We start from the raw sequence: 20,279 nt of genomic DNA, 5'->3' as shown, positions 1-20,279 counted from the left end.
CTGCTGATTGGCCGATGGATTAAAAAATCGGTTCACCAGGTTCTCGTTTTCGGTTGGTCGCGCCCTCTTAGCGTCAAATATTTCGAACTTTGCGACACGACGGCGTTATCGCCTCAGGCAGAACGATCAGGCTCGGCTGATAGGATTGAAGATTCCGCCCGGTTTGGCACAGGACGCGGTCCGGTGTTGCCTGATTCCCTCACTTTTTACGCGCAAATGCCTGACCTGCGGCCGAGGAGAAGCCATGCCATCTGACTGAACTTACAACCATAGGTTACGCCAGCCAGCGACCGGGCTGGGCCGGCGTCAGTCCTGCTCGGCTAATGGGCGGAAGCAAGCCTCGTTCAAGCTTTTGTTGTGCCGTTCCTCGATCGCGAACAGCAGATCCCGTAAAACCTCCTCCGGAATTCCAAGGCGGTGGTGCTGGGCGAACTCCGCCAGGTCATGGATGGTCATGATCACGCCGCTTGTGTCGTCCTCGGAGGAGGATTTCGTACTTTCGTCGATAGTTCTGCGCATCGTCTGATGCCTCGGGGCTGTTGAAGAACGGCAGGCGAACTATGCCATGTTCCGCAATTGTACTGTGGATAATTCCTACATTGGTCGCAACCTCAGGTTGTGCCTGACGAGTGGCTTCTAAGTCACTGTAGGGGATTGCACTTCACACCCCCCCGGAAGCCCTGACGACGGCGGCAACTCATTCTCACATCTTAGAGATCGCCGCTTCCTAAGGCGTCTGCCGCACGCGAAGCGTCGGCTGGTTCGCCACAGGGACTGGCCGTGTGACGAAATCCCCGGTCAGGGGGCAGCCCATCGGTCTCGTGATGCGCTGCGGCGATGCAGATGCGCGCTCATGGCTCGACAAGGGGCCGACCCTGCACAACCTTCGGCGCCTGCCCTCTTCCGGCGCCGCACCGCGGTCCGACACATTGGCCACGGCTGGAGAACGCCATGCTCGATCTCGACCGATACAAGTCCCTCTTCGGCTATGCCGCCGGCACCACCGGCGGCCTGGGCGGACCAGTGGTCCGCTGCGCCACGGGGGACGAAGTGCAGGCGGCCCTCGGATCCAAGGGCCAAGCGCCTCTGACTATCTTCATCACCGGAACGGTTACGGGCGCCAACAGCAAGGCGCCGCAGATCGACGTGTCTGGCATCCGGGACTTGACGATTATGGGGGATGGCGAGGGCCTCGACGCGACGAATGTCGGAATCCGTATTAATAAGAGGTCCGAGAACATCATCCTCTTCAACCTCAAGATCGGGAAGATCGAGGAGGGCCCCAAGGACGCGATCGGCATAGAGGGGGATTCCCGACACGTCGTGCTCGTCCATTGCGACCTCTATGGCGACATGGCCGCCGACAAGGATTTCTATGACGGCCTGCTCGACACCAAGCGCGGCGCGGAACGGATCGCCGCGGTGCTTTGCAAGTTCCACGACCACCACAAGGCCTGCCTGAACGGCTCCAGCGACCGGGACTCCGGTAACCGTCTCATCACCTTCGCCTATAGCTGGTTTGACCGGATCGGCTCCCGATGCCCCTCCGTCCGCTTCGGCGAGGCGCATGTCGCCGGCTGCCTGCTCACCGATGTCGAGGGAAGCGGCGTCAACTGTCGGATGGGTGCCAAGGTGCTGATCGAGGGCACCACCTTCAGGCGCGTGCACGATCCGGTCTGTGCGCTCGACAGCCGCGAGCCCGGGCTCTGGACCCTGGTGGACAGCCAGGCAATCGAGTGCAACTGGGGGCAGGTCTCCGCGCGGGAGCGGCTCGCGACCGACTGGGCTTCCACAACGGAATTCCGCGTGCCCTACACCCTCCCTATGCTGCCGCGCGCCGAAGCCGAGGCCTTCGTCCGCCGCCATGCGGGCCTGCTGCCTCCTGGCGCGGTCGTGCCCCTCCCCGGTTGAGCGGCCCAGCGCCCCTTACGTGCCGCAGCCCCGCTCCTCCCGCTGATCGGCAGCAACGCTACGGCGCCGAAGGCGCAGCGGACCGTCGACGAGCGCTTTCAAGTCAGCCGCAGGCGCACACCGCAGTGCGGGCGGGACTCAGCGACCGGCGCGACATGCCGCGGGCCAAGCAAGCGTGGTTCCGCGAGGTCCCGCCACCCGCAGGAGGCAGGCAGCAAGGCCGACAGGATCCGCCGACGCATCCACCAGCCCCACCGCATCCGGCCGCAGCGCGCGGGCGATCTCCGGCCGGTGCTCCAGGACGCGCACCGCGCCGATACCGACATTGCCCCGCACGGCGACCGACCCATCCGTCTCCCGCGCCTCACCATCCGCTCCACGGAGCGCGGAGACGGGGCCGGCGCCGAGGCGAGGATGGGATGTGGGATTGACGACGATGTCCCCCTCCGCTGCCAGGATACCGCCGCTGGCCGCTGCCCCGGCATAGACCGCGCTGTCACGGCCGTTCGGGTAGCGCGTGGCGCCCAGCACGATCAGGTTGTTCACGGAATGCACGAAGGCATTCGTGACGACCTTCGGCTGCCGCTGGGCAGTATCCTCGAAGACATTGGCCTGCAGCGTCACGCGCAGGAAGGGCGTCATGGGGCCGGAGAGATTGGCCAGTGGGTCGTCGCATCCCGGCGCGGCGCGGTCCACATAGCAGGTGAGCGTGCCGATCAGGATGACCTTGTTGTGGTTGGCGAAGTGGTTGAAGGCCACGGTGACGCGCGACGGCGCGTTCTGCGGGTCCTTCGAAACGATGTCCAGGCAGCCGTCGCCGCAGCGCGTGAAGGCATTGTGCAGGATGGCCACACGGTCGAACTGGCCGGTCAGGCCGATCGCATCATTGGCGCGGTCGACGGTGTCGACATACGTATCCTTCGTGAAGCGCAGGCCGCGGATCACGATGTTGGCCGCATTCGCGATCAGAAGGCTGGTGGTGCGCGGTGCGGCGCTGATCGTAACCCCGCCGCAGCCGCCGTCGATCGTGGTGTCTGATGGCACGCGCAGCGGCGCGGAAAGGCGTAGCGTGCTGCCGTCCAGCCGGGTATCGAAGGCGATCCAGCCGCCGCCCCGACGCGCGCCTTCAACGGCAGCCCGCAGGGTGCCCGGTTCCGGCCGAGAGCGCCCGGTATCCGGATCCTCAGCGCTCGTGACCAGGAAGAGCGGCCGGCCGAGGCCGCCGGTCACACCGCCAGCCTCCCCTTCCACCCGCAGCGGGCGCGGGTCCTCGGAAACGAGGCCACCGGCGCCCGCCGCGGCAGGGCCGCATGCGCTTGCAGCGACGGGAAACGCGGCAGCACGTGAGCGCGCCTGAGCCAGGAAAGCCGCCGGCGTGTCCGGCGCGGCAGCCACGGCAAACGGCCAGGCGGCCAGCGCCCCCAGGAGGAGCGCGGCGGCGGGACGTGCGGGACGGCAGTCAGCGTTCACGAAAAGCCTCCACGGTGCGTCGCTCCAGAGGGGAGAGCAGGTACTCCGCGAGTCGGCGGCGGCCTGTCCAGACCTCGACATTAGCGCCCATGCCGGAACGGGGCATGGGGCCTGGCGCCTTGCTGTCCAACCGGACGCGCACGCTATAGAGAAGGCCCTGGTGCTCGTCGCGGACCGCATCGCGCGATACGCCCGTGACGCGGCCCGAGAGAGTGCCGTGCCGGGTGAAGGGATAGGCATCGAGCTTGATCACGGCCTCCTGCCCAACCTCGATATGGGCAATCTCCCGGTCCGGCATCTTCGCCTCGATCTCCAGCACGTCATCGACTGGAACCAGCGACATGAGCTGCTGCGCGGCCGTCACGACGCCGCCGATGGTGTGCACGGCAAGCCCCTCCACCACGCCATCGGACGGAGCGATCAGCCGCGTTTCGCGCAGGCGCTGGCGGGCCTTCGCCAGGTCCTCCATCTCTGCCGCCAGGCGGCTCTGAGCAAGGGTGAGTTGGGCCGCAGCCTCGCGTCCCGCCTCAGCCAGGGTTTCGGCTCGGCGCATTTCAAGCACGGAGATCTCGTTGCCCGCCTGATCGCCCCGGGCCCGGACAGCGACCAGTTCCTGGCGCTGGCTGATGAAGCGCTGGCGCTCCTGTAGTGCCTCCAGCCGCGAACCGAGGCCACGGCCGGCAAGCAGGTCACGCGCCTCGCTCACCTCTCCGGCGAGCGGCAGGGTCTGCTCCAGGCGGCTGATCTCGGCCCGCGTCTCGGCCAGCGTGGCGCGAGCCTTCTCGGTCTGCTCCGCCAGCCCGGAGAGGCGGGCATGCAGGGCGCGTCGCTGATAATCGAGAAGCGCCTGCGCTTCCGCGACCAGGACAGGGTCGGCATCAGCCGGCGGGACAAATTCCGGTTCTGGGCGCCCATCAGGCCTCAGCGAAGTCAGGAAGGCACGCAGCCTTGCCACCTCAATGCCGTTGATCATCGCGGCACGGGCATGGGCCGCGACATCCGCGGCCGCCGAGGTGGGATCAAGCTCCAGCAGGAGGTCGCCGGCCCGGACCTTATCGCCATCACGGACAGCGATGGCCTTGATGATGCCGGGTTGCAGAGGCTGCACCAGCTTCACGCGGCCCGAGGGCAGCACCACGCCCCGCGCCTGCGCAATGACATCCACATGCCCGAACCAGGCCCACGCAACGGCAATAAGCACCAGCAGGATAATCGACCAGAGCATCGCACGTCCCGCCGGGGAGGGCGGGCTCTCGATGATTTCCACCACCGCAGGCAGGAAATCCGCGTCATGCTGCCGGAGCGGTCTCGCGGTGGCGATCCGGGCGGGAATCACTCCCGGCTTCCTAGCACGGTGTTGCCACAGACCGGTCCGCCATAGACCGGCCCGCCGAACACGATGGGAGGCGTGGTCGCCCGGATCGCGCCATGCGGCACAGCTGCATCCGAAGCCGGCACGTCCTCCTGGAACTGGCCCGTCTGTTCGCGGAACAGGGATGCGTAGCGGCCATTCTGCCTCAACAGCCCGGCATGATTGCCCTCCTCCACGATTGCCCCGCGCTCCAGCACCAGGATGCGATCCGCCATGCGCACGGCGGAGAAGCGATGGGCAATGATCACAACCGTGCGGTTCGCCGAGATGAGGCGCATGTTGTTGAGGATGACGCGCTCGGATTCCGCATCGAGCGCGCTGGTCGCCTCGTCCAGGATGAGAATCCGCGGATCGGCCGCCAGGGCCCGGGCAAGCGCGATGCGCTGCCGCTGGCCGCCGGACAGCGAAGCCCCGCGTTCACCTACCTTGGTATCGTAGCCGTCCGGAAGGGATTCCGTGATGAAGTCATGAGCGCCCGCCACGCGCGCAGCATGCATGACCCGCTCGACGCTCATGGTCGGGTCGGCGAGGGCGATGTTCTCCCGCACCGTGCCGGAGAAGAGCACGTTGTCCTGCAGTACGATGCCAATCTGCCGCCGCAGGCTCGCCGGATCCACCAGGCCGACATCCATGCCGTCCACCAGTACCTGGCCGGATTCCACGAGATAGAGAGCCTGGATCGCCTTGGCGATGGTGCTCTTGCCCGAACCGGAGCTGCCGACGATGCCGATGACTTGCCCCGCCGGCACCTGGAAGGAGATGCCGCGCAGCACCGGCGTGCCCTGCGGCCGGTAGCGGAAGGTGACATCCCGAAAGGCGATCTCGCCCCGCAGCGTCGGCACAGGCGGGCGGCTGCCGGCCCCGGGCTCACGCGGCGTGTCCAGGATATCGCCGAGGCGGTCCACCGACAGGCGCACCTGCTGGAAGTCGATCCACATATGCGCCAGCCGCAGCACCGGGCCGGACACATTGGCCGCCAGGAGATTGACTGCCACCAGCTCGCCGACGGAAAGCTCTCCCCGCATCACCAGCTGCGCGCCGAACCAGAGCAGGGCCACGGTCGACAGGCGGTTGATCAACCCAACGATCTGGCCCGCTACATTGGATAGATTGGTGGCCCGGAAGGCGGCGGTGACATAGGCCGCCAGCTGCTCCTCCCAGCGCCGCTGCAACTGGGGCTCCACCGCCATGGCCTTCAGCGTCTCGACGCCGCCCACCGCTTCGGTCAGGAAGGCTTGGTTATCAGCATTGCGGCGGAATTTCTCCGCCAGCCGCTCCTGAAGAACCGGCGTGACTGCCAGCGAAAGCCCGGCATGTAGCGGTAGCGTGGCCGCGACGATCGCCGTCAGCAAGGGGCTGTAGATCAGCAGCACGCCGAGGAAGCAGATGGTGAAAAGCAGGTCCACGAAGACGGTAAGCGCGCTGCTGGTCAGGAAGGCACGGATCGTCTCCAACTCCCGCACCCGCGCGACGCCGGCACCGACCTGCCGCGCCTGGAACCAAGCCAGTGGAAGTGCCATCAGATGCGAGAAGAGCCTTGCACCCAAACTGACATCGATCCGGTTCGAGGTATGTGACAGCACATAGATCCGCAGGCCGGAAAGCACGGCCTCAAACACCGCCATCACCAGAAGGATGATTGCCATCACCTCTAGGGTGGAGACGGCCTGGTGCACCAGCACCTTGTCGATCACCACCTGCAAGGCCAGCGGCGTCAGCAGGGCGAGGACCTGAAGCACGAGGGAGGCGACCAGCACGTCACGGATCGCACCACGATACCTGAGGATCGCAGGAAGGAACCAGCGGAGGCCGAACTTGCCGCCACCTTCAGCCTCCGGTGCACGCGTGGTGAGCAGCACGAGGCGGCCCGTCCAGGCAGCCTCAAACGCAGCCCGGTCGAGCGTGCGGGCCTGAGGACGCCCGGACTCGTCCCGCCCCGCTGGGTCGAGCACGGCGACACGATCGGCATCGGCAGCGCCCAGCAGCAGGAAACTGCCATCGGTTAGCTCGGCGATGGCTGGCCGCGGCGTCCGGGGCAGCCGGTCCCAGGAGGATCGGCGAAGCGCCGCCTTCAGCCCCGAGCCGCGCGCCGCGCGCACGAGCTGTGAGGCGTTCACTGCAGCGGTGCCGCGGAACCGATGCACGAGATGCGCCGGATCCGAGGCACGGCCCAGCAACTCCAGCGCCAGGCAGAGACAGCCGAGCGCGCTGTCTACCGGTGGGTTCGGTGCGGCGTTCACAAGGTTCGCCGGGAATGCCGGAGGCCGTCGCTCACGCGGCGAGGCTTGAGGCGAAGAGGGTCTGGGCTTGCGGTGCCGTGCCGGAGACAAGGACCTTGGTCTTGTCATCGAAGGCTGCGACCATTCCGTCCGACACGGTGACCGTGAATTGGGCGTACTCGCTTTGGCCAAGGGCGATGCGCCCATCGGTCGGGTCGAAGACCATGGACCGGAGAGCAGCCTGAGCCGAGGATGGTTTGCCGGTGTAGGTGTAGACGCCGTCGCCGACGCTGGTGAAGCCACCTAGCGTGCTAAAGGTGCCCTTGGCCGGGTCGTCCAACTGCACCGTCACCGTCTCGACGGCACCCTTGTCCGGGTCGGCGACGGTCATCGTCGCAAACGGCTTCAGAGTCCGGATGTCGTCGATGCTGCTTGCGGTGGCTCCAGCCAGAGCCGGCGCCGTGTTCTCGACCTGGATCCCAAGATACGCCACGCTTGTCTGGATCGGCGCCACGCCGTCCGTGTAGGTGATCGTCAGCTTGGCATTAATCGTCTCGCCGGGCATGCCCTGGTACTGGATCGGCGTGAAGACCAAGCCATGCAGCGCCTCCTGCGTCGCCGCCGTGCTGCCAGTGAAGGTGTAGGTGCGGTTGCCGCCATCCACAAAGCCGGCCAGGGTGGTGAAGCTGCCGCGCGTCGACTTGTCGAGAGCGACCGTCAAGGTCATCGTCTGGCCGGCGTCCGGATCCGCATAGGAGGTTCCAGAAAAGAGCTGGATCGTAGACCTGTCACTGACCGTCTGACTGGAGGCGAGCCCAGAGAGTACCGGAGCCATGTTGGTAGGAGCGGTGGAGGTAATCGTCACCGCTGTGTTGTTGTCGGTGTAGGTTGCCGTACCGTCGGAGACCGTGACAGTGAATTGGGCAACCTCGGTCCGCCCGCCCGGCACACGCCAATCTGTCGGGTCGAAGACCATCGAGCGCAGCGCGGTCTGGACTGCGCCGGGGCTGCCAGTGAAGCTGTAGCTGCCGTCGCCGTTGCTGGTGAAGCCACCGAGGGAGGTGAAGACCCCCTTCGCCGGATCATCCACCCGGACCGTCACTGTCTCGACCGCACTCTTGTCCGGATCCGTGACTGTCATCGTCGCGAAGGGCTTGACCGTCTTCGTGTCGAGGATGTCGCTGGCCGCGGCGCCCGCCAGTACCGGCGCGGTGTTCTCGGCGAGGATCGCCAAATATGCCACGCTCGTCTGCGCCGGCGTCACACCGTCTGAATAGGTGATGGTGAGCTTTGCTGTCGTCGTCTGACCCGGCGCTACCTGTCCCTGGGTAGGCGTGAACACCAGCCCGCGCAGCGCAGCATCGGCCGCGGCGCCAGTCCCGGTAAAGGTGTAGCTTCCATCGCCGTTGTCAACGAACCCATTCAGGTTCGTGAAGGCGCCGCGAGTGGCCTTGTCGAGTGCAATCGTGAGCGTCGTCGTCTGGCCCAGATCGGGATCCACATAGGCCGTCCCTGCGAAGGGTTGAATCGTCGCCTTGTCGCCAACCGTCTGATTGTCCGGTAGGCCAGATATGAGCGGCGTGTCGTTGACGGAACTCACAATCGTCTGCGAGGCCGTATCGCCCACCGTGTAGCTGTCGTTCGTGTAGGTGACGGTGAACTGTGTCGTAACCGTGCCACCGACGGCCACCTGATTGGCGGTGGGGGTGAAGCGCAACGCCTGCAGCGCGGCATTCACCTCCGCGACAGTCCCGGTGAAAACGTAGCTTCCGGCGTCATCCGCGACGAAGCCGGCGAGCTCAGTAAAGCTGCCTGCACCAGGGTCAGACATTGTCACGCGCGCGATATGCGTCGCGGATGAGGTGTCCGCATCCGTGATAACCATGGACACAAAGGGGGCCAGGATCTGGACATCGCTCCCTGTCGTGGCGGAGCTGCCACTGATTGCCGGCTTCGGCGGGGCAATGCTGTTGAAGACGATGTCGATGGAGCGTGTGTTGGTGTAGTTGCCGTAGATGTGCAGAACCTGGCCGCCGACCGCACTCAGCCCGTCGTAGGAGACGGTAAAGGTCAGCAACTCGCCACTGTCCAACCCGGCATAGCTTCCGTCCACCGTACCCGAGCCGCTTAGGCTGCCGCTGGTGAAGTTGGCGTCATACGCCCCCGAGATGGCCGCGGCGCCGGTCGCGCCGAAGTTGCCGATAGCGAAGGTAGTGGTGGAGGCGATTCCTGTGATGAAGCTGACGGAATAGGTCTGCACGCCGTTGGCCATACCAACCAGCTGCAGGTTCTGGCCGGACAGGCCGATGGCGCTGAGGATCGCGCCCTGGCCCAGCGTTACGTTCGGGCTGGACGTCGCATTGCTCTCGACGGCCGCCTTCCAGGCATCGATGGTCTTGTAGCTCTGGTCCTTGTAGATCCAGGCTTGGCTGGCATTGCCGGTGGCGGCGTAGTAGGTGTTTCCGGATATGGTGCTGGCGCTGGACCCTGCGGTGAGTGTCAGGAAGCTATCCGGCGTGCTGGTGTAGACGAGTGTGTTTCCGACAATCACCGCATCCTGGGCGTTGTACTCGCCGATCCCCGCGTCACCGATATTGATGATGTCCGGGTTGAAGCCATCGGCTTGGTAGCTTGTGTTGTACAGGAACTGAACGCCCGTACCGCCCTTCTGGTAGAGGCTCTTGGTGGCCGTGTGCGTATCGGTATTGTCGAAAACCAGCGTCTCGCCCGACATGCCCTTCATCACATAGGCAAGGTCGGTGTAGTCCATGCTGTTGTCATAGACTTTGGCACCGCTCTGCCAGCCGACCAGAATGCCGTGCAGCTTGGCCGCTTCGGATCCCAAGTCGCCAGTGCCGCTGTTGCCGTAGATCTCAAAGTTATTGGCCTGGTTCCGGGCAACCGGGGCGGAATCGGCGCCCACCAGGATGATCTTGCCGGCGCTGCCGTCGAGGAAGTTCTTCAGCGTGTTGTAGCGGATGATGCCGCCGGAGATGTCGACCGACTCATCGCTTTCATAGGTGACCAGGATCGTGTAGCCGGTCTGGTCCGTCGAGGTACCGGTTTGAGTGATGGTGTTGCGCTCGATAAGCGGGGCTTCCACGTCGGTCATGCGGATGCCGTAGTAGATGCCCTTGCCGCTGGCCAACGCGCTGGTGCCCGTTGCGTGAAGGTTCGCTGTGACACCCGAGACCGTCGCCGTCACCCCGGAAGCATTGGCATTGATGGAGGCAATGCCGCCGAAGCCTGAGCGCCACACGCTTTCGATATTGACGGAGCCCCCCTGGATCGAAACCTCGCCCGCCAGCATGGATGAGATGTTGACCATTGAGAGGGCACTCGACGCGCTAAAATCGACGTCGTTCATGCTGATGTTGGCCCGGGTACCAGCACTGGTGCCTTGAATGCCGTAGCTGGTCGGATTGATCAGCCGCGTGCCGTTCAACTCGACGGTATAGGTCGCCGACTGGTTGTTCAGCGTGATCAGCGCGGTGGTGGTGTTGGCGCCATCAATGTTGATCTTGCCGAATCTGACGGTCCGCGCCTGATCCTCGGATATGCCGATGACTCGTGATTGGCCGGCGACACCCCGGATTGTGGCGCCATAGTCGGTCACGCTCTGCCAGCTGACGGCATTGCTGATCTCGAGCGTTTTCGTCGGCGAATAGACACCGTCATTCAACATGACAGTGTCGCCGTTTGCTGCGGCCGCGTTCGCGCAGTCGATAGTAGCCCAAGGACGCTCGAGTGAGCCGTCGCCGGTCTGGTCGTTGCCGGCGGGAATCCCGTTCGCCGCGGTAGCGGAAACGTAGAAGGTGCTCATCGTAGCGTCCTCGGGCCTAAGGCAAGGTTACATGCGGCTTAAGGCAGGGCTACATATTCAGGCCGTCGCGAAGACGGAGGGCCCGCCGGCGGTCGGGACCGGCGCATTCGCCCGCTTCCCGATGCCCGTGTAGGAGAAGCCATGCGCCTCCGCCTCGGCTGGCGGATAGATGTTGCGCAGGTCCACCATCACAGGCGTACGCATCTCCTCACGCAGCTTGTCGAGATCGAGCGCACGGAAGATATCCCACTCGGTTACGATCACCACGGCATCGGCGCCGCGGGCGGCATCATAGGCACCGGCGCAATACTCGACGTCCTGCAGCACGGACTGGGCCTGCTCCATCCCGACGGGGTCATAGGCGCGGACCCAGGCGCCGGCGTCCTGCAGGGCGGTGGTGATGGAGATCGCCGGGGCGTCCCGCATGTCGTCCGTGTTCGGCTTGAAGGTCAGGCCAAGCAGGGCGATCGTCTTGCCGCGGATGTCGCCGCCACAGGCCGCCACCACCTTGCGCCCCATGGCGCGCTTACGATGGTCGTTCACTGCGGCCACCGTCTCGGCAATGCGCATCGAGCTGCCGTAGTCATGGGCAGTCTTGATGAGGGCGGAGACGTCCTTCGGGAAGCAGGAGCCGCCGAAGCCCGGGCCGGCATGAAGGAACTTCGGCCCGATCCGGTTGTCGAGCCCGATGCCGCGGGACACGTCCTGAACATCGGCGCCCACTTCCTCGCAGAGATCAGCGATCTCATTGATGAAGGTGATCTTGGTCGCCAGGAAGGCGTTGGCCGCGTACTTGGTCAGCTCGGAAGTACGGCGATCGGTGAACAGGATCGGCGCCTGGTTCAGGTAGAGCGGGCGGTAGACCTCCGCCATCACCTCACGCGCAGCGTCATCCATGGTGCCGATGACGATGCGGTCGGGACGCTTGAAGTCGACGATGGCCGAACCCTCGCGCAGGAACTCCGGGTTAGAGGCGACGGAGAAGTTCGCATCCGGGCGGGTCTGGCGAATGATGCGCTCCACCTCGTCACCGGTGCCCACGGGCACGGTCGACTTGGTGACGACGACCGTGTAGCCGGTCATCGCCGTCGCGATGCGGCGGGCCGCCTGATAGACATAGGTGAGGTCGGCGTGACCGTCGCCGCGCCGGGACGGGGTCCCGACGGCGATGAACACGGCGTCGGCGCCGGCCACGGCCCAGTCGAAGTCCGTGTCGAAGGCAAGCCGGTCCTCGGCAATGTTCTTGGCCACGAGTTCCTGGAGGCCCGGCTCGTAGATGGGGATCCGGCCGGCCTTCAAGGCGTCGACCTTCACGATATCCGTATCGACGCAGCGGACATCATGGCCGAAGTCCGCAAGGCACGCCCCGGAAACGAGGCCGACATAGCCGGCGCCGATCATCGCAATCTTCATGTCAAGTTTCCCTGTTGCGGAAAGCCGGTGTCATAAAGCGCCATCGTGTCGGACAGCATTCGCTGCACGCCGAAGCGCTGTTCAATGAAGGTCGGTGCGCCGATCCGCGACCGGGTCCTCATCGTCTGGTCCCGCAATACGCGGGTTACCGCTGCGGCCAGGTTCTCGACCGCATCGTCCTGAACAAGCACGCCCGTGATGCCGTCAAGCACGGCCTCTGCCGAGCCGCCGGCATTCGTCGTCACTACGGGCACCCCAAGAGCCTGCGCTTCCAGCAGCACGTTCGGCAGGCCCTCGACCTCGCTGGCCAGCAGCATCACGTCCATCGCTGCGATCCATGGCTCCACCGGGCTCTTGCGGCCGGCGAGCGTGATCCGGCCCGATAGGCCGCGGTCCTCGATCCAGCGCTCAAGATCGTGTCGCAGAACGCCGTCGCCGACGATGACGAAGCGCGACCGCGGCACCATCGCGGCCACCTGCTCGGCGACGCTGAGCCAGAGATGCGGCCGCTTGGCGGGGGCAAGCCGGAAGGTGCCGCCCATCAGCAACTCGTCCTCGGCAAGGCCCAGGGCCTGGCGGGCCTCGTTGCGCAGTTCCGGCGCACCGCGCTTGCGGATCGTGTTGACCTCGACGCCATTGCGGATCACCGAAATCGTGCCCGGAGCCAGGTCCAGCCAGCGCTCGTAATCCGCGGCCCCGACCGCGGAATTCGCGGTGAAGCGGGTATCGTTCCGCTGCGCCAGGGCGCGGTACATGGTGGCGAGATAGGAGCGGTAGCGGCGACGGTCCGTCTCAGTCGCCACGACATTGCGCATCGAGGCCACAATGCGCGGCACCCCGGCCAGAGCCGCGGCGACGGAGCCGGTGGAAATCACCCCATCCTGCCAGAGATGAACCAGGGCGGGCCGGTGTCGCCGGAAGCAGTCATAAAGCTTCAACACGTCGCGCGAGAGCCGGGGCGGCAGGGCGGCGATCAGCCGCAGCGCCTCGCGCGCTCCCGGATCGGCGGCGGCGATGCTGCGGAAGCGCTCCGCCTCGTTGATCAGGCCGAGATCCTCGATCTGCAGCTCGGGCGTCTCGGCGACCGGCCGCATGATTGCGCGCTGACGATCGGGGGACAGATCCTGTCCGACGAGGAAAGTCTCGCCGCGGCCCGCCGCGGCGCGCGCGCGCGCCACGCCGGCGGCGGAAAGGGCCACCTGCCGTTCGGCTCCACCAGCGCCGAGGGAGGAAGTTACCAGCATCACCGCCGTGCTCGGTTCGATCAGCGTGCGTTGCGGCGCGTGCAGCAGCGCACGCTGGAACAGCGTGTCGGGGAAGCGCGGCACGCCATCGCCGGGCGCCGGAAGACGCAGCGCGGCGGAGCAGCGCGTCGCCATGCGCTGCGTCTCCAGATTGGCCGTGCCGTCCTCGAGACCGGCCGAGAGGTAGTTCCAGGCCCGTGCATACTGCCCGGCATCGAGCAGGGCGGCAGAGGCCGCCTCGCGCGCCCGCACACGCGTCCGGGGATTGGCCACGGCGCCCGCAGCCAGCGAGGCCGCGCGGTCATGGTAGCCGCCTGCGCCTTCCAGCACCGCAAGGTCCACCATGCCGTCGGCGCCACGCCCGCGGAAGTATTCGCGCGCGCTCCGCAGCAGCGCCTCGATCGCCGCATTGCGCTCCAACTTGCCATAGGCGACGAGCAGCCCGCGCCAGTTGGCGACATTCTCACGATCCAGGTCCAGGGCCCGCTGCCAGGATGCGGCGGCGGAGGACCAGTCCTTGAAGTTCGCGTGCAGACGGGCGAGCACGGCGTGGTAATTCGCCTGATCCGGCTCCAACGTGACCAGCCGCCCGGCGGTCTCCAGCAGCGCGGCCTTGGGTGCGCCGAGCGCCTGCTGGACGCGCAGCCGGGCGCGCAGCATGCTGATGTCATTCGGGTGCCGCGCCGCGGTGTCGTCCAGCAACGCCAGGGCGGTCTGCGGCTCGCCCACCGCCTCATAGCCATGGGCGATGCGCAGCGCGGTCACCAGCGAGCCGTCCCAGGCGCGCCGCGCCCGGTCGAGCACCTCCAGCGCCTCGCTCTTCGGAAAGTGGCGGACGGTCACAGTCGCCAGCAGGGCGAGGCTATAGGCGGTTTCCGACCACTCGGCGACATGGCGCGCATAGACGGCGCGCAGGCCGGACGGCCCCGCGAGGAACAGCCGCGCCTCCAGAAGATTCTCCGCCGCCGCCAGATCGTCCGGGGAGGTGGCGAGATAAGCGCCGAAATGCCGCTCGGCTTCGGCATGCGCGCCGCGCCGCAGGGCGTCCCGGCCCAGCCGCCAGAGATGGCGCCCGTCGCCCATCTCGCCCTTCCGGGCCAGGTCGAGCCAGAGCAGGCGTGCCCGGTGCTTGTCGCCGACACCTTCATAGGCCTGGGCGAGCACCGCCATCAGGTCCCCGGTGTCGCCGGCGGTGCCGGCCACGGGCTGCAACAGCGCCACCGCTTCGGGGGCCCGGCCGGACCGGAGCAGGCGCCGGCCCTCCTGCACCAATCGGTTGGCGACAGTGCTGGGCGTAAAGGCGAGGTCTGTCGTCATGCCACTGCCACCAGTTGCGAAGCGGCCAGCGCCTCGGCGGGCGCCTCCGCATGGATCGGCGGCTCGGCCGGCATCTGGTCCACGAAGGCTTGGAACCAGAGCTCGATACCAACCATTGCCCAGAGCTCCCGCGCCTCGCGGGGCGAAGCCGTGCCGCAGCGGGCCACCAGGGCTTCCGCGCGGCGACGCCCGAACAACCCGCGATGGCCGCAGGCGGCACCGAGCAGGAGATCCGCCAGCCACGGGCGAAGCGTCACTGCTTCGGCCGGCAGCCAGTCATTGGTCTCGAGGTCCGGGCTCGCGGCCGGAACTGGCGCTTCGGTGCCTATGCGGCGGATGCCCGTGCCATCCAACCCGGCCCGGCGCCTGGCCTGTGACACGGAGAGACACCACTCGACCACTTCGGGATCGAGGAAAGGGCAGGCGATCCGCGTGCCGCAGGAGGCGGCGACGGCGTCGATCAGCGACAATTCCAGCCCCGGCAGCCGCTGCGCGAGGTCAAGCCGCGACGCCGCATCCATGCAGTTGTCGAGGCTGGCGTCCTCGAGAGAGGTGCCGAGCCAATCCGGCATCGCGAAGAGCAGCGTATGGGCCAGACCGGGGCCGCTCACCTGCATGCGCTCCGCCTCTGTCAGGCAGCCGGTGGCGTGCTGGAACAGGTCCCGCGCGAAGGGAAACGCCTGGTTGAACGACGGCATCCACCAGGAGGGCGCACGGCCGTCGCCGCGCATCCGCTCGAGCTCGGTGGCGAATTCGCCGTAACGGCGGCCGCCCAGGAGCAACATATCCGCGCCGGTGTCCGAAATCGGGCGGCTGGCACCCCGGACGCTCGCATCAAGCCATGCAAGGGCGGGGGCCGGAACAAGAATGGGCTGCCCAGCATGCAGATGCAGGCGCGAGAGCATCGCCGGCAGATCCGCCGGTCCATCCGAAACCGTCTGCCGCAGGCGGCCACCCGCATGAACCAGGGCGGCGGCGGTATCGCCATGGCCGATCACCTCCGCCACACCATCGCCAGCCGCCACGCGCGCCACGGCGCTGCGCAGACGCCGGCGGTACTCGGTGGCCGGAGCCGCCTTGACCATTGGGTCGTTCACCGGATCCGGCAGGCGCCACCAGCAAGTCGTGTCGATGTTTCCATTGGTGCGCCAGGTCAGCGCATGGCCAGGGGGCACGCTGTGCACGCCCCGCAGGGCCGTGCGGTCCACCGGCGCATGGCCGAAGGACAGGATATGGCCGATCACATCCAGATCCGCTGTCCGGCCGGGGCCCGGCCAGGCCAGCAACGCCTGGATCTCGGAGGCGAAGACAAAGGCGCCACCGGCTGCGTGCCAGAAGAGCGGCCGCTGGCCGAAGCCGTCCCGTGTGCAGGTCAGGGTTCCCGCAGGGGCGTCATGAACGACGAGTGCGAAGACGCCACGCAGGAGCGGGAACAGGTCCGCCCCCCAAGCGCGCCACGCCGCCAGGAGCAGGGCGGCATCGCCCTCCCCTTCCGGCGCGTGCCCCGCCGCCTGCAGCCGGGCCTCCAGGGCGTCCCGGCCGTCCAGGCGCCCGTCGAAGGCCAGGGTCAGGCCTTCGCCATCGGCCGCGGCCGTCGCGACATCGCTGCCCAGGAGCAGCAGGCCACGGGTAGCCCGCTCCCGGGCCAGGCCGCCAGCCCCGGAAGGGCCCGGCGGGTTCCGGTGCAGCAGGCGACGCCGGACCTGCGAGGCCGCAGCCGTCACATCCTTCGTCACCGGCCGCCCGGGAGCGACCCAACCTGCAAGGAAGCCCATCGCGCTAACCTCAGGCCGCCAGAGCCTGGCGATTCAGGATGTCACTGAGGAACTCGAGGCTTCGCGCATTGCCGGGCTCCAGCTCCACCGCCCGCAGCGCCGCGGCGACGCCAAGGTCGTAGGAGCGCCCGGAGCGGCAGGCGCTCGCCAGCTTCCGCCAGTGGCTCGGCTCGGACGGCTCGAGATGCACCAGCTGCTGCAGGACCTCGGTGGCCTCCCGCCAGCGGCGGGCGCTGCGGTAAAGTCGCGTTAGAACCTTCAGCGCGTCGGGCCGGTTCGGGTCGATCGCCAGGATGCGGCGGGCAAGCTCCTCCTGGCGCTGCGCGTCGCCCTCAGCCACCGCCTCCTTCATCATCTTGCGGTAGCTGGACAGGGCCTTGCCGAGCACCTTCGGCGCGGCCACGCCCTCGGGATCGACTGCCTGCACGTGGCGCGCCTTGGCGACCGCCGCGTCCAGGTTGCCTTCCGCGAAGTCGTCGCGCATCGCCCGCACCAGCTTCCGCATGATGGACTGCACGGCGCTCCCAATCTCGATCAGCGTCGCGGGATCGAGGCGGGCGTAGATGCGCAGCGCCTCCTCCGGCCGGCCGCAGCGGGCGGCGGCGCGGGCGGCGCGAAGCAGATGCTTCGGGTCCAGGCTAACCTCGGCCAGGTTCTCCCAGGCCTTGGCAGCTCCCTCCCAATCCTCCGTCCGCTCCGTCAGATTTGCGAGTTCACGCAGCAGGCGGGCGTTGCCAGGCTCCCAGGAGAGGCCACGCCGGCAGGCGGCGAAGGCGCCATCCACATCGCCTTCCGCAATGTGGCGCTTCAGGTCGGCCACCACCGGTGAGACCAGCTTCCGCATGCCGGATGCGGCATTCTTGTTGACCGGATCGATCAGCGCCACAGCCATCCAGGCCGCCGCGGCAGCGGCCGAGTCATGGCGCTCCACTGCAAGGCGTGCGCGCTTGGTCAGCGAGCGAACCAGGCCCGCCTGCAGCACCGGGTCGTCCGCCGCGGCATGGCCCTGCTCACGCACCGCGGCGATGACCGCGGCGGCCTCTTCGTGATGCGAGGAGGCGATGAGCGCCGGCACCGTCGCCATGGCGGCGGACGGGTCGAGCACGGCGATGCGCAGGACGACGCCCGCCATCTCCTTCATCCGCTTCGTGCGCTGCAGCGCCTCCAGCTTGATGTGGAGGGCCGAGGCGTCGTCGGGGTCGCGGCTGAGAGCCGCGTCGGCGGTCTTGACCGCGTCGTCGTAGCTACGGCCCTTCAGCTCGCAACGGGCCGCCTCGGCGAGCGGGGTGGCCTGGTCGGGTCGCAGCATCGCGACGCGCCGCCAGATCGGCGATGCCTCGTGGAAGCGCTTGGCCTTCACGAGCGCCTTGGCGGCGACCGTCAGCGCCTTGTGGTCATCCGGCGCGATGGTGACCAGCTCCAGAGCCTGGGCGCAGGCCTCCTCGAGGCGGTTCAGCCGCTGTGCGATGCGGACGAGCATCACCTTCGGCTCAACCAGCGACGGATCGATCCGCAGCGCATGGCGGAGGTCCGCCAGGGCACCGGTGCTGTCGCCGCGGTGGTAGGCGACACTCGCGAGCAGCGAATAGATTTCGGCGACACCCGGGTGGTCGATGGCCGCGCCGCGGAGCATCACCTCCGCCTCGTCCATCTCGCCACGGCCGATGCGCCCCTTCGCTTCGGCGAGCAGCGGCCGCAGTTCCTCCGGGGCAGGCTCGGCAGCGCGAGCCGGAGCAGCAGGAACGGCAGCAGCAGGCGCCGCGGCAACGGGGGCCGGGGCAGCGATCGGGGCCAGGGTCGGCTGCGCCAGGGCGGCGGGCTCTGCGCGGACCGGCTCCGCCGAGGAGGAGGACTTGCCGAGCCCCGGGGCACCCCAGGCTTCCATCAGCGGAAGCCCGTAGGTCTCGAACAGAAGGCTTCCGAGGACAGCCTTGAACTCGGTGGTGTAGTGGTTGTTGTCGCGACCCTCTTCGGCCAGCGCGCGCACACGGTCATAGGCCACGACCTGCGGCGTCGGATCGAAGAGCGGATAGCCGCGCTCGCTGCACAGCTCCCGCATCCAACTGCAGAGGCGCGTGCGGCTCTCGATCGGCTTGCCGTCACTGTCCGTGACGTCGATGTGGCAGACGAAGACGACGGGCCCCGGGATGCGCTCCGCGATCACCTGCAGGTCATAGTCCAGCTCATCCCGCGTGGTCACATGCATGTAACCCTCGAGCAGGATGCTGCGCTCCACCGGATCGCAGGAGGCAAAGCTCGCCTGCTTCTCCAGGGCCTCAGCGCGCTTGTCGCGCTCGGAGGCATACTTGAAGCGGAAGAAGGTGGTGAACAGCTCGCGCCGCTTCTCGAACACCTCGGCGAAGCAGTTGATCTGCAGGAGCCACTCCCGGTAGTGCACCTCCTTCAGGGAGGACACCTCGACGAAGTACAGGTGGTCGCGCTCGCGCGGCTGGTAGGGCTTGTACTCGGCCGATGCGATGAAGCGGACGAGATGCTGCGGAATCTCGCGGCCCTCGAAGAAGTCGAGCTGCTGCAGGATCTCCTTCGTGGTGTGCACGAAGCCGTACACGTTCGTGAGGTTCCGCTTCATCGGGTGCTGCTTGGCGGCAGCGGCCATGGGCTCAGCGAGCCGGCAAGTACCGATTGTAGTGACAGCGAGAATACCGGCTTCGGACACACTGCCCCCACCGTCGCGGACTTGCTGCTTACTGCTGATGTCGATGGACAAGGAGAGCCTCCTGCATCGCGAATATCACGGCGTCTGAGGAGCCGTGTGGAAGCCGGATAGGTAGAACGGCAGTGCACAAACGCACAGGACAACTGCAACCGCTTCGGTATCCATGTTGCGAAGGAAGCTGGACTGGTCCGCGCCGCCGAATCGCGCGTCAAACGCTAGTCTTTGCTGGAAATCCCACAGTTCCTGGGCACGTTGCGCCAAGCGTCGGTGGAGACCGGGAGCCAGTCACGTGAGTGTGTCCGCGGCACTTGGTCCAGACTTGCCCGTTCAGCCGCGAGGCTGGCCAAATCACAATGCCTGAGAAGAGCCTGGGTGTTCTGGTTAAGACGGAACATCCGGTGTGGCCGGCACCCGATCCAGCAAATGAGTGCCGGGGCCACTCGCCTGTCAGGCGGACCGACAACATGGACGACAGGGCATCCGGGCTGAGGGCTTGCACGGTGGCGCATCCTGCTACGCGGCAAAGCCGACGACCTGGCCATGAAGGACTGCAAGCAGCACGGGATCTTCCGGAGGCGAGGTATCACGATTCGGCGCCGCTCACTTATCCCAGATTGCTGACGGACGCAGGATATCCCGTTTCTAGACGGCTGTTCGTAACCGTTCCCTTCGGGATCCTGCCGAAAACTGGTCAAGATTGAAGCGTGACGAGGGGGACGGATGACCAGGATGGACCATTTTCACCCGTTTCACCCGAGCGAACCACCTAGCGCCGCTGCAATTCCCAAGCAGATAATAGCGTCCAGATCAGAGGCTTAGCGGAACACTGTGTTCCATTCTGTTCAATCTGGATAGGAATTCGAACCATTCCGGCATCATAGGTTATTTCGAAACGACTGGTTTTGAGCGTTAAATTGGACCTGATTGCGGGCAATCGACCTCAAAAATCTGTCACGTCCCAAAATACGATACGTTTTAATGCGAACAGTATGCGTACCTCCAGCAGGGAAGGCAGAGCTCCCGTGAACCGACTTTTCAAACTATCGGCCAATCAGCAT

The 20,279-nt window shown here is 66.6% G+C and carries 11 protein-coding genes; 2 read left to right on the top strand and 9 right to left on the bottom strand.

The window, feature by feature from the left end; genetic code table 11:
• On the top strand, window positions 1–255 hold a 255-nt coding region (locus GSE44_RS25990), incomplete at its 5' end, for a hypothetical protein (protein ID WP_235925105.1).
• 51 nt (window positions 256–306) lie between these two features.
• Here the strand turns inward: GSE44_RS25990 and GSE44_RS23610 are convergent.
• Window positions 307–519: a hypothetical protein gene (locus tag GSE44_RS23610; protein WP_159351289.1), complete on the bottom strand. Its 213-nt coding sequence runs from the start codon at window positions 517–519 to the stop codon at window positions 307–309.
• A gap of 432 nt (window positions 520–951) precedes the next feature.
• Between GSE44_RS23610 and GSE44_RS23605 the strand changes: the two genes are divergently transcribed.
• Entirely contained in the window at window positions 952–1,911 is a 960-nt protein-coding gene (locus tag GSE44_RS23605; protein WP_159351288.1) for a pectate lyase family protein, read from the top strand.
• A 138-nt stretch (window positions 1,912–2,049) separates the two neighbouring features.
• Here GSE44_RS23605 and GSE44_RS23600 read toward each other — a convergent pair whose 3' ends face one another.
• Genes GSE44_RS23600 through GSE44_RS23565 form a run of 8 tightly spaced genes read right to left on the bottom strand, consistent with a single transcriptional unit; the run spans window position 2,050 to window position 19,134 of the window.
• Window positions 2,050–3,381 carry a pectate lyase family protein gene (locus tag GSE44_RS23600; protein WP_159351287.1) on the bottom strand — a complete coding sequence of 444 codons (1,332 nt, stop codon included), beginning with the start codon at window positions 3,379–3,381 and terminating at the stop codon, window positions 2,050–2,052.
• A complete protein-coding gene (locus tag GSE44_RS23595; RefSeq protein ID WP_159351286.1) occupies window positions 3,371–4,717 on the bottom strand; it encodes an HlyD family type I secretion periplasmic adaptor subunit in 1,347 nt (448 codons plus the stop codon). Before GSE44_RS23595 ends, GSE44_RS23600 begins: the two co-directional genes overlap by 11 nt.
• On the bottom strand, window positions 4,714–6,993 hold the full coding sequence (locus tag GSE44_RS23590) for a type I secretion system permease/ATPase (protein WP_235925104.1): 2,280 nt from the start codon (window positions 6,991–6,993) through the stop codon (window positions 4,714–4,716). The genes GSE44_RS23595 and GSE44_RS23590 overlap by 4 nt, the downstream gene beginning before the upstream one ends.
• A gap of 31 nt (window positions 6,994–7,024) precedes the next feature.
• On the bottom strand, window positions 7,025–10,795 hold the full coding sequence (locus tag GSE44_RS23585; protein ID WP_159351284.1) for a beta strand repeat-containing protein: 3,771 nt from the start codon (window positions 10,793–10,795) through the stop codon (window positions 7,025–7,027).
• 57 nt (window positions 10,796–10,852) lie between these two features.
• Complete coding sequence (locus GSE44_RS23580) at window positions 10,853–12,208, bottom strand: UDP-glucose dehydrogenase family protein (RefSeq protein ID WP_159351283.1); 1,356 nt, start codon at window positions 12,206–12,208, stop codon at window positions 10,853–10,855.
• Window positions 12,205–14,769: a glycosyltransferase gene (locus GSE44_RS23575; protein WP_159351282.1), complete on the bottom strand. Its 2,565-nt coding sequence runs from the start codon at window positions 14,767–14,769 to the stop codon at window positions 12,205–12,207. The genes GSE44_RS23580 and GSE44_RS23575 overlap by 4 nt, the downstream gene beginning before the upstream one ends.
• Window positions 14,766–16,544, bottom strand: a complete 1,779-nt coding sequence (locus tag GSE44_RS23570; RefSeq protein ID WP_159351281.1) for an asparagine synthase-related protein — start codon at window positions 16,542–16,544, stop codon at window positions 14,766–14,768. Before GSE44_RS23570 ends, GSE44_RS23575 begins: the two co-directional genes overlap by 4 nt.
• A gap of 10 nt (window positions 16,545–16,554) precedes the next feature.
• The gene (locus GSE44_RS23565) at window positions 16,555–19,134 is read right to left on the bottom strand and encodes a tetratricopeptide repeat protein (RefSeq protein WP_159351280.1); all 2,580 of its coding nucleotides are present in this window, start codon (window positions 19,132–19,134) and stop codon (window positions 16,555–16,557) included.
• Between the last annotated feature and the right edge of the window lie 1,145 nt (window positions 19,135–20,279).

This window comes from Muricoccus harenae, from assembly GCF_009848505.1.
Taxonomy (GTDB): Bacteria; Pseudomonadota; Alphaproteobacteria; order Acetobacterales; family Acetobacteraceae; genus Roseomonas; species Roseomonas harenae.
Note: the sequence above shows the minus strand (reverse complement) of the source record. Positions and strands in the feature narration are given on the sequence as shown.

Excerpts from the sequence above, each read along its gene's own strand:
- GSE44_RS23610 (WP_159351289.1), bottom strand. The coding sequence starts at position 519 with ATGCGCAGAACTATCGACGAAAGTACGAAATCCTCCTCCGAGGACGAC.
- GSE44_RS23605 (WP_159351288.1), top strand. The coding sequence starts at position 952 with ATGCTCGATCTCGACCGATACAAGTCCCTCTTCGGCTATGCCGCCGGC.
- GSE44_RS23585 (WP_159351284.1), bottom strand. The coding sequence starts at position 10,795 with ATGAGCACCTTCTACGTTTCCGCTACCGCGGCGAACGGGATTCCCGCC.
- GSE44_RS23580 (WP_159351283.1), bottom strand. The coding sequence starts at position 12,208 with ATGAAGATTGCGATGATCGGCGCCGGCTATGTCGGCCTCGTTTCCGGG.
- GSE44_RS23575 (WP_159351282.1), bottom strand. The coding sequence starts at position 14,769 with ATGACGACAGACCTCGCCTTTACGCCCAGCACTGTCGCCAACCGATTG.
- GSE44_RS23570 (WP_159351281.1), bottom strand. The coding sequence starts at position 16,544 with ATGGGCTTCCTTGCAGGTTGGGTCGCTCCCGGGCGGCCGGTGACGAAG.
- GSE44_RS23565 (WP_159351280.1), bottom strand. The coding sequence starts at position 19,134 with ATGAAGCGGAACCTCACGAACGTGTACGGCTTCGTGCACACCACGAAG.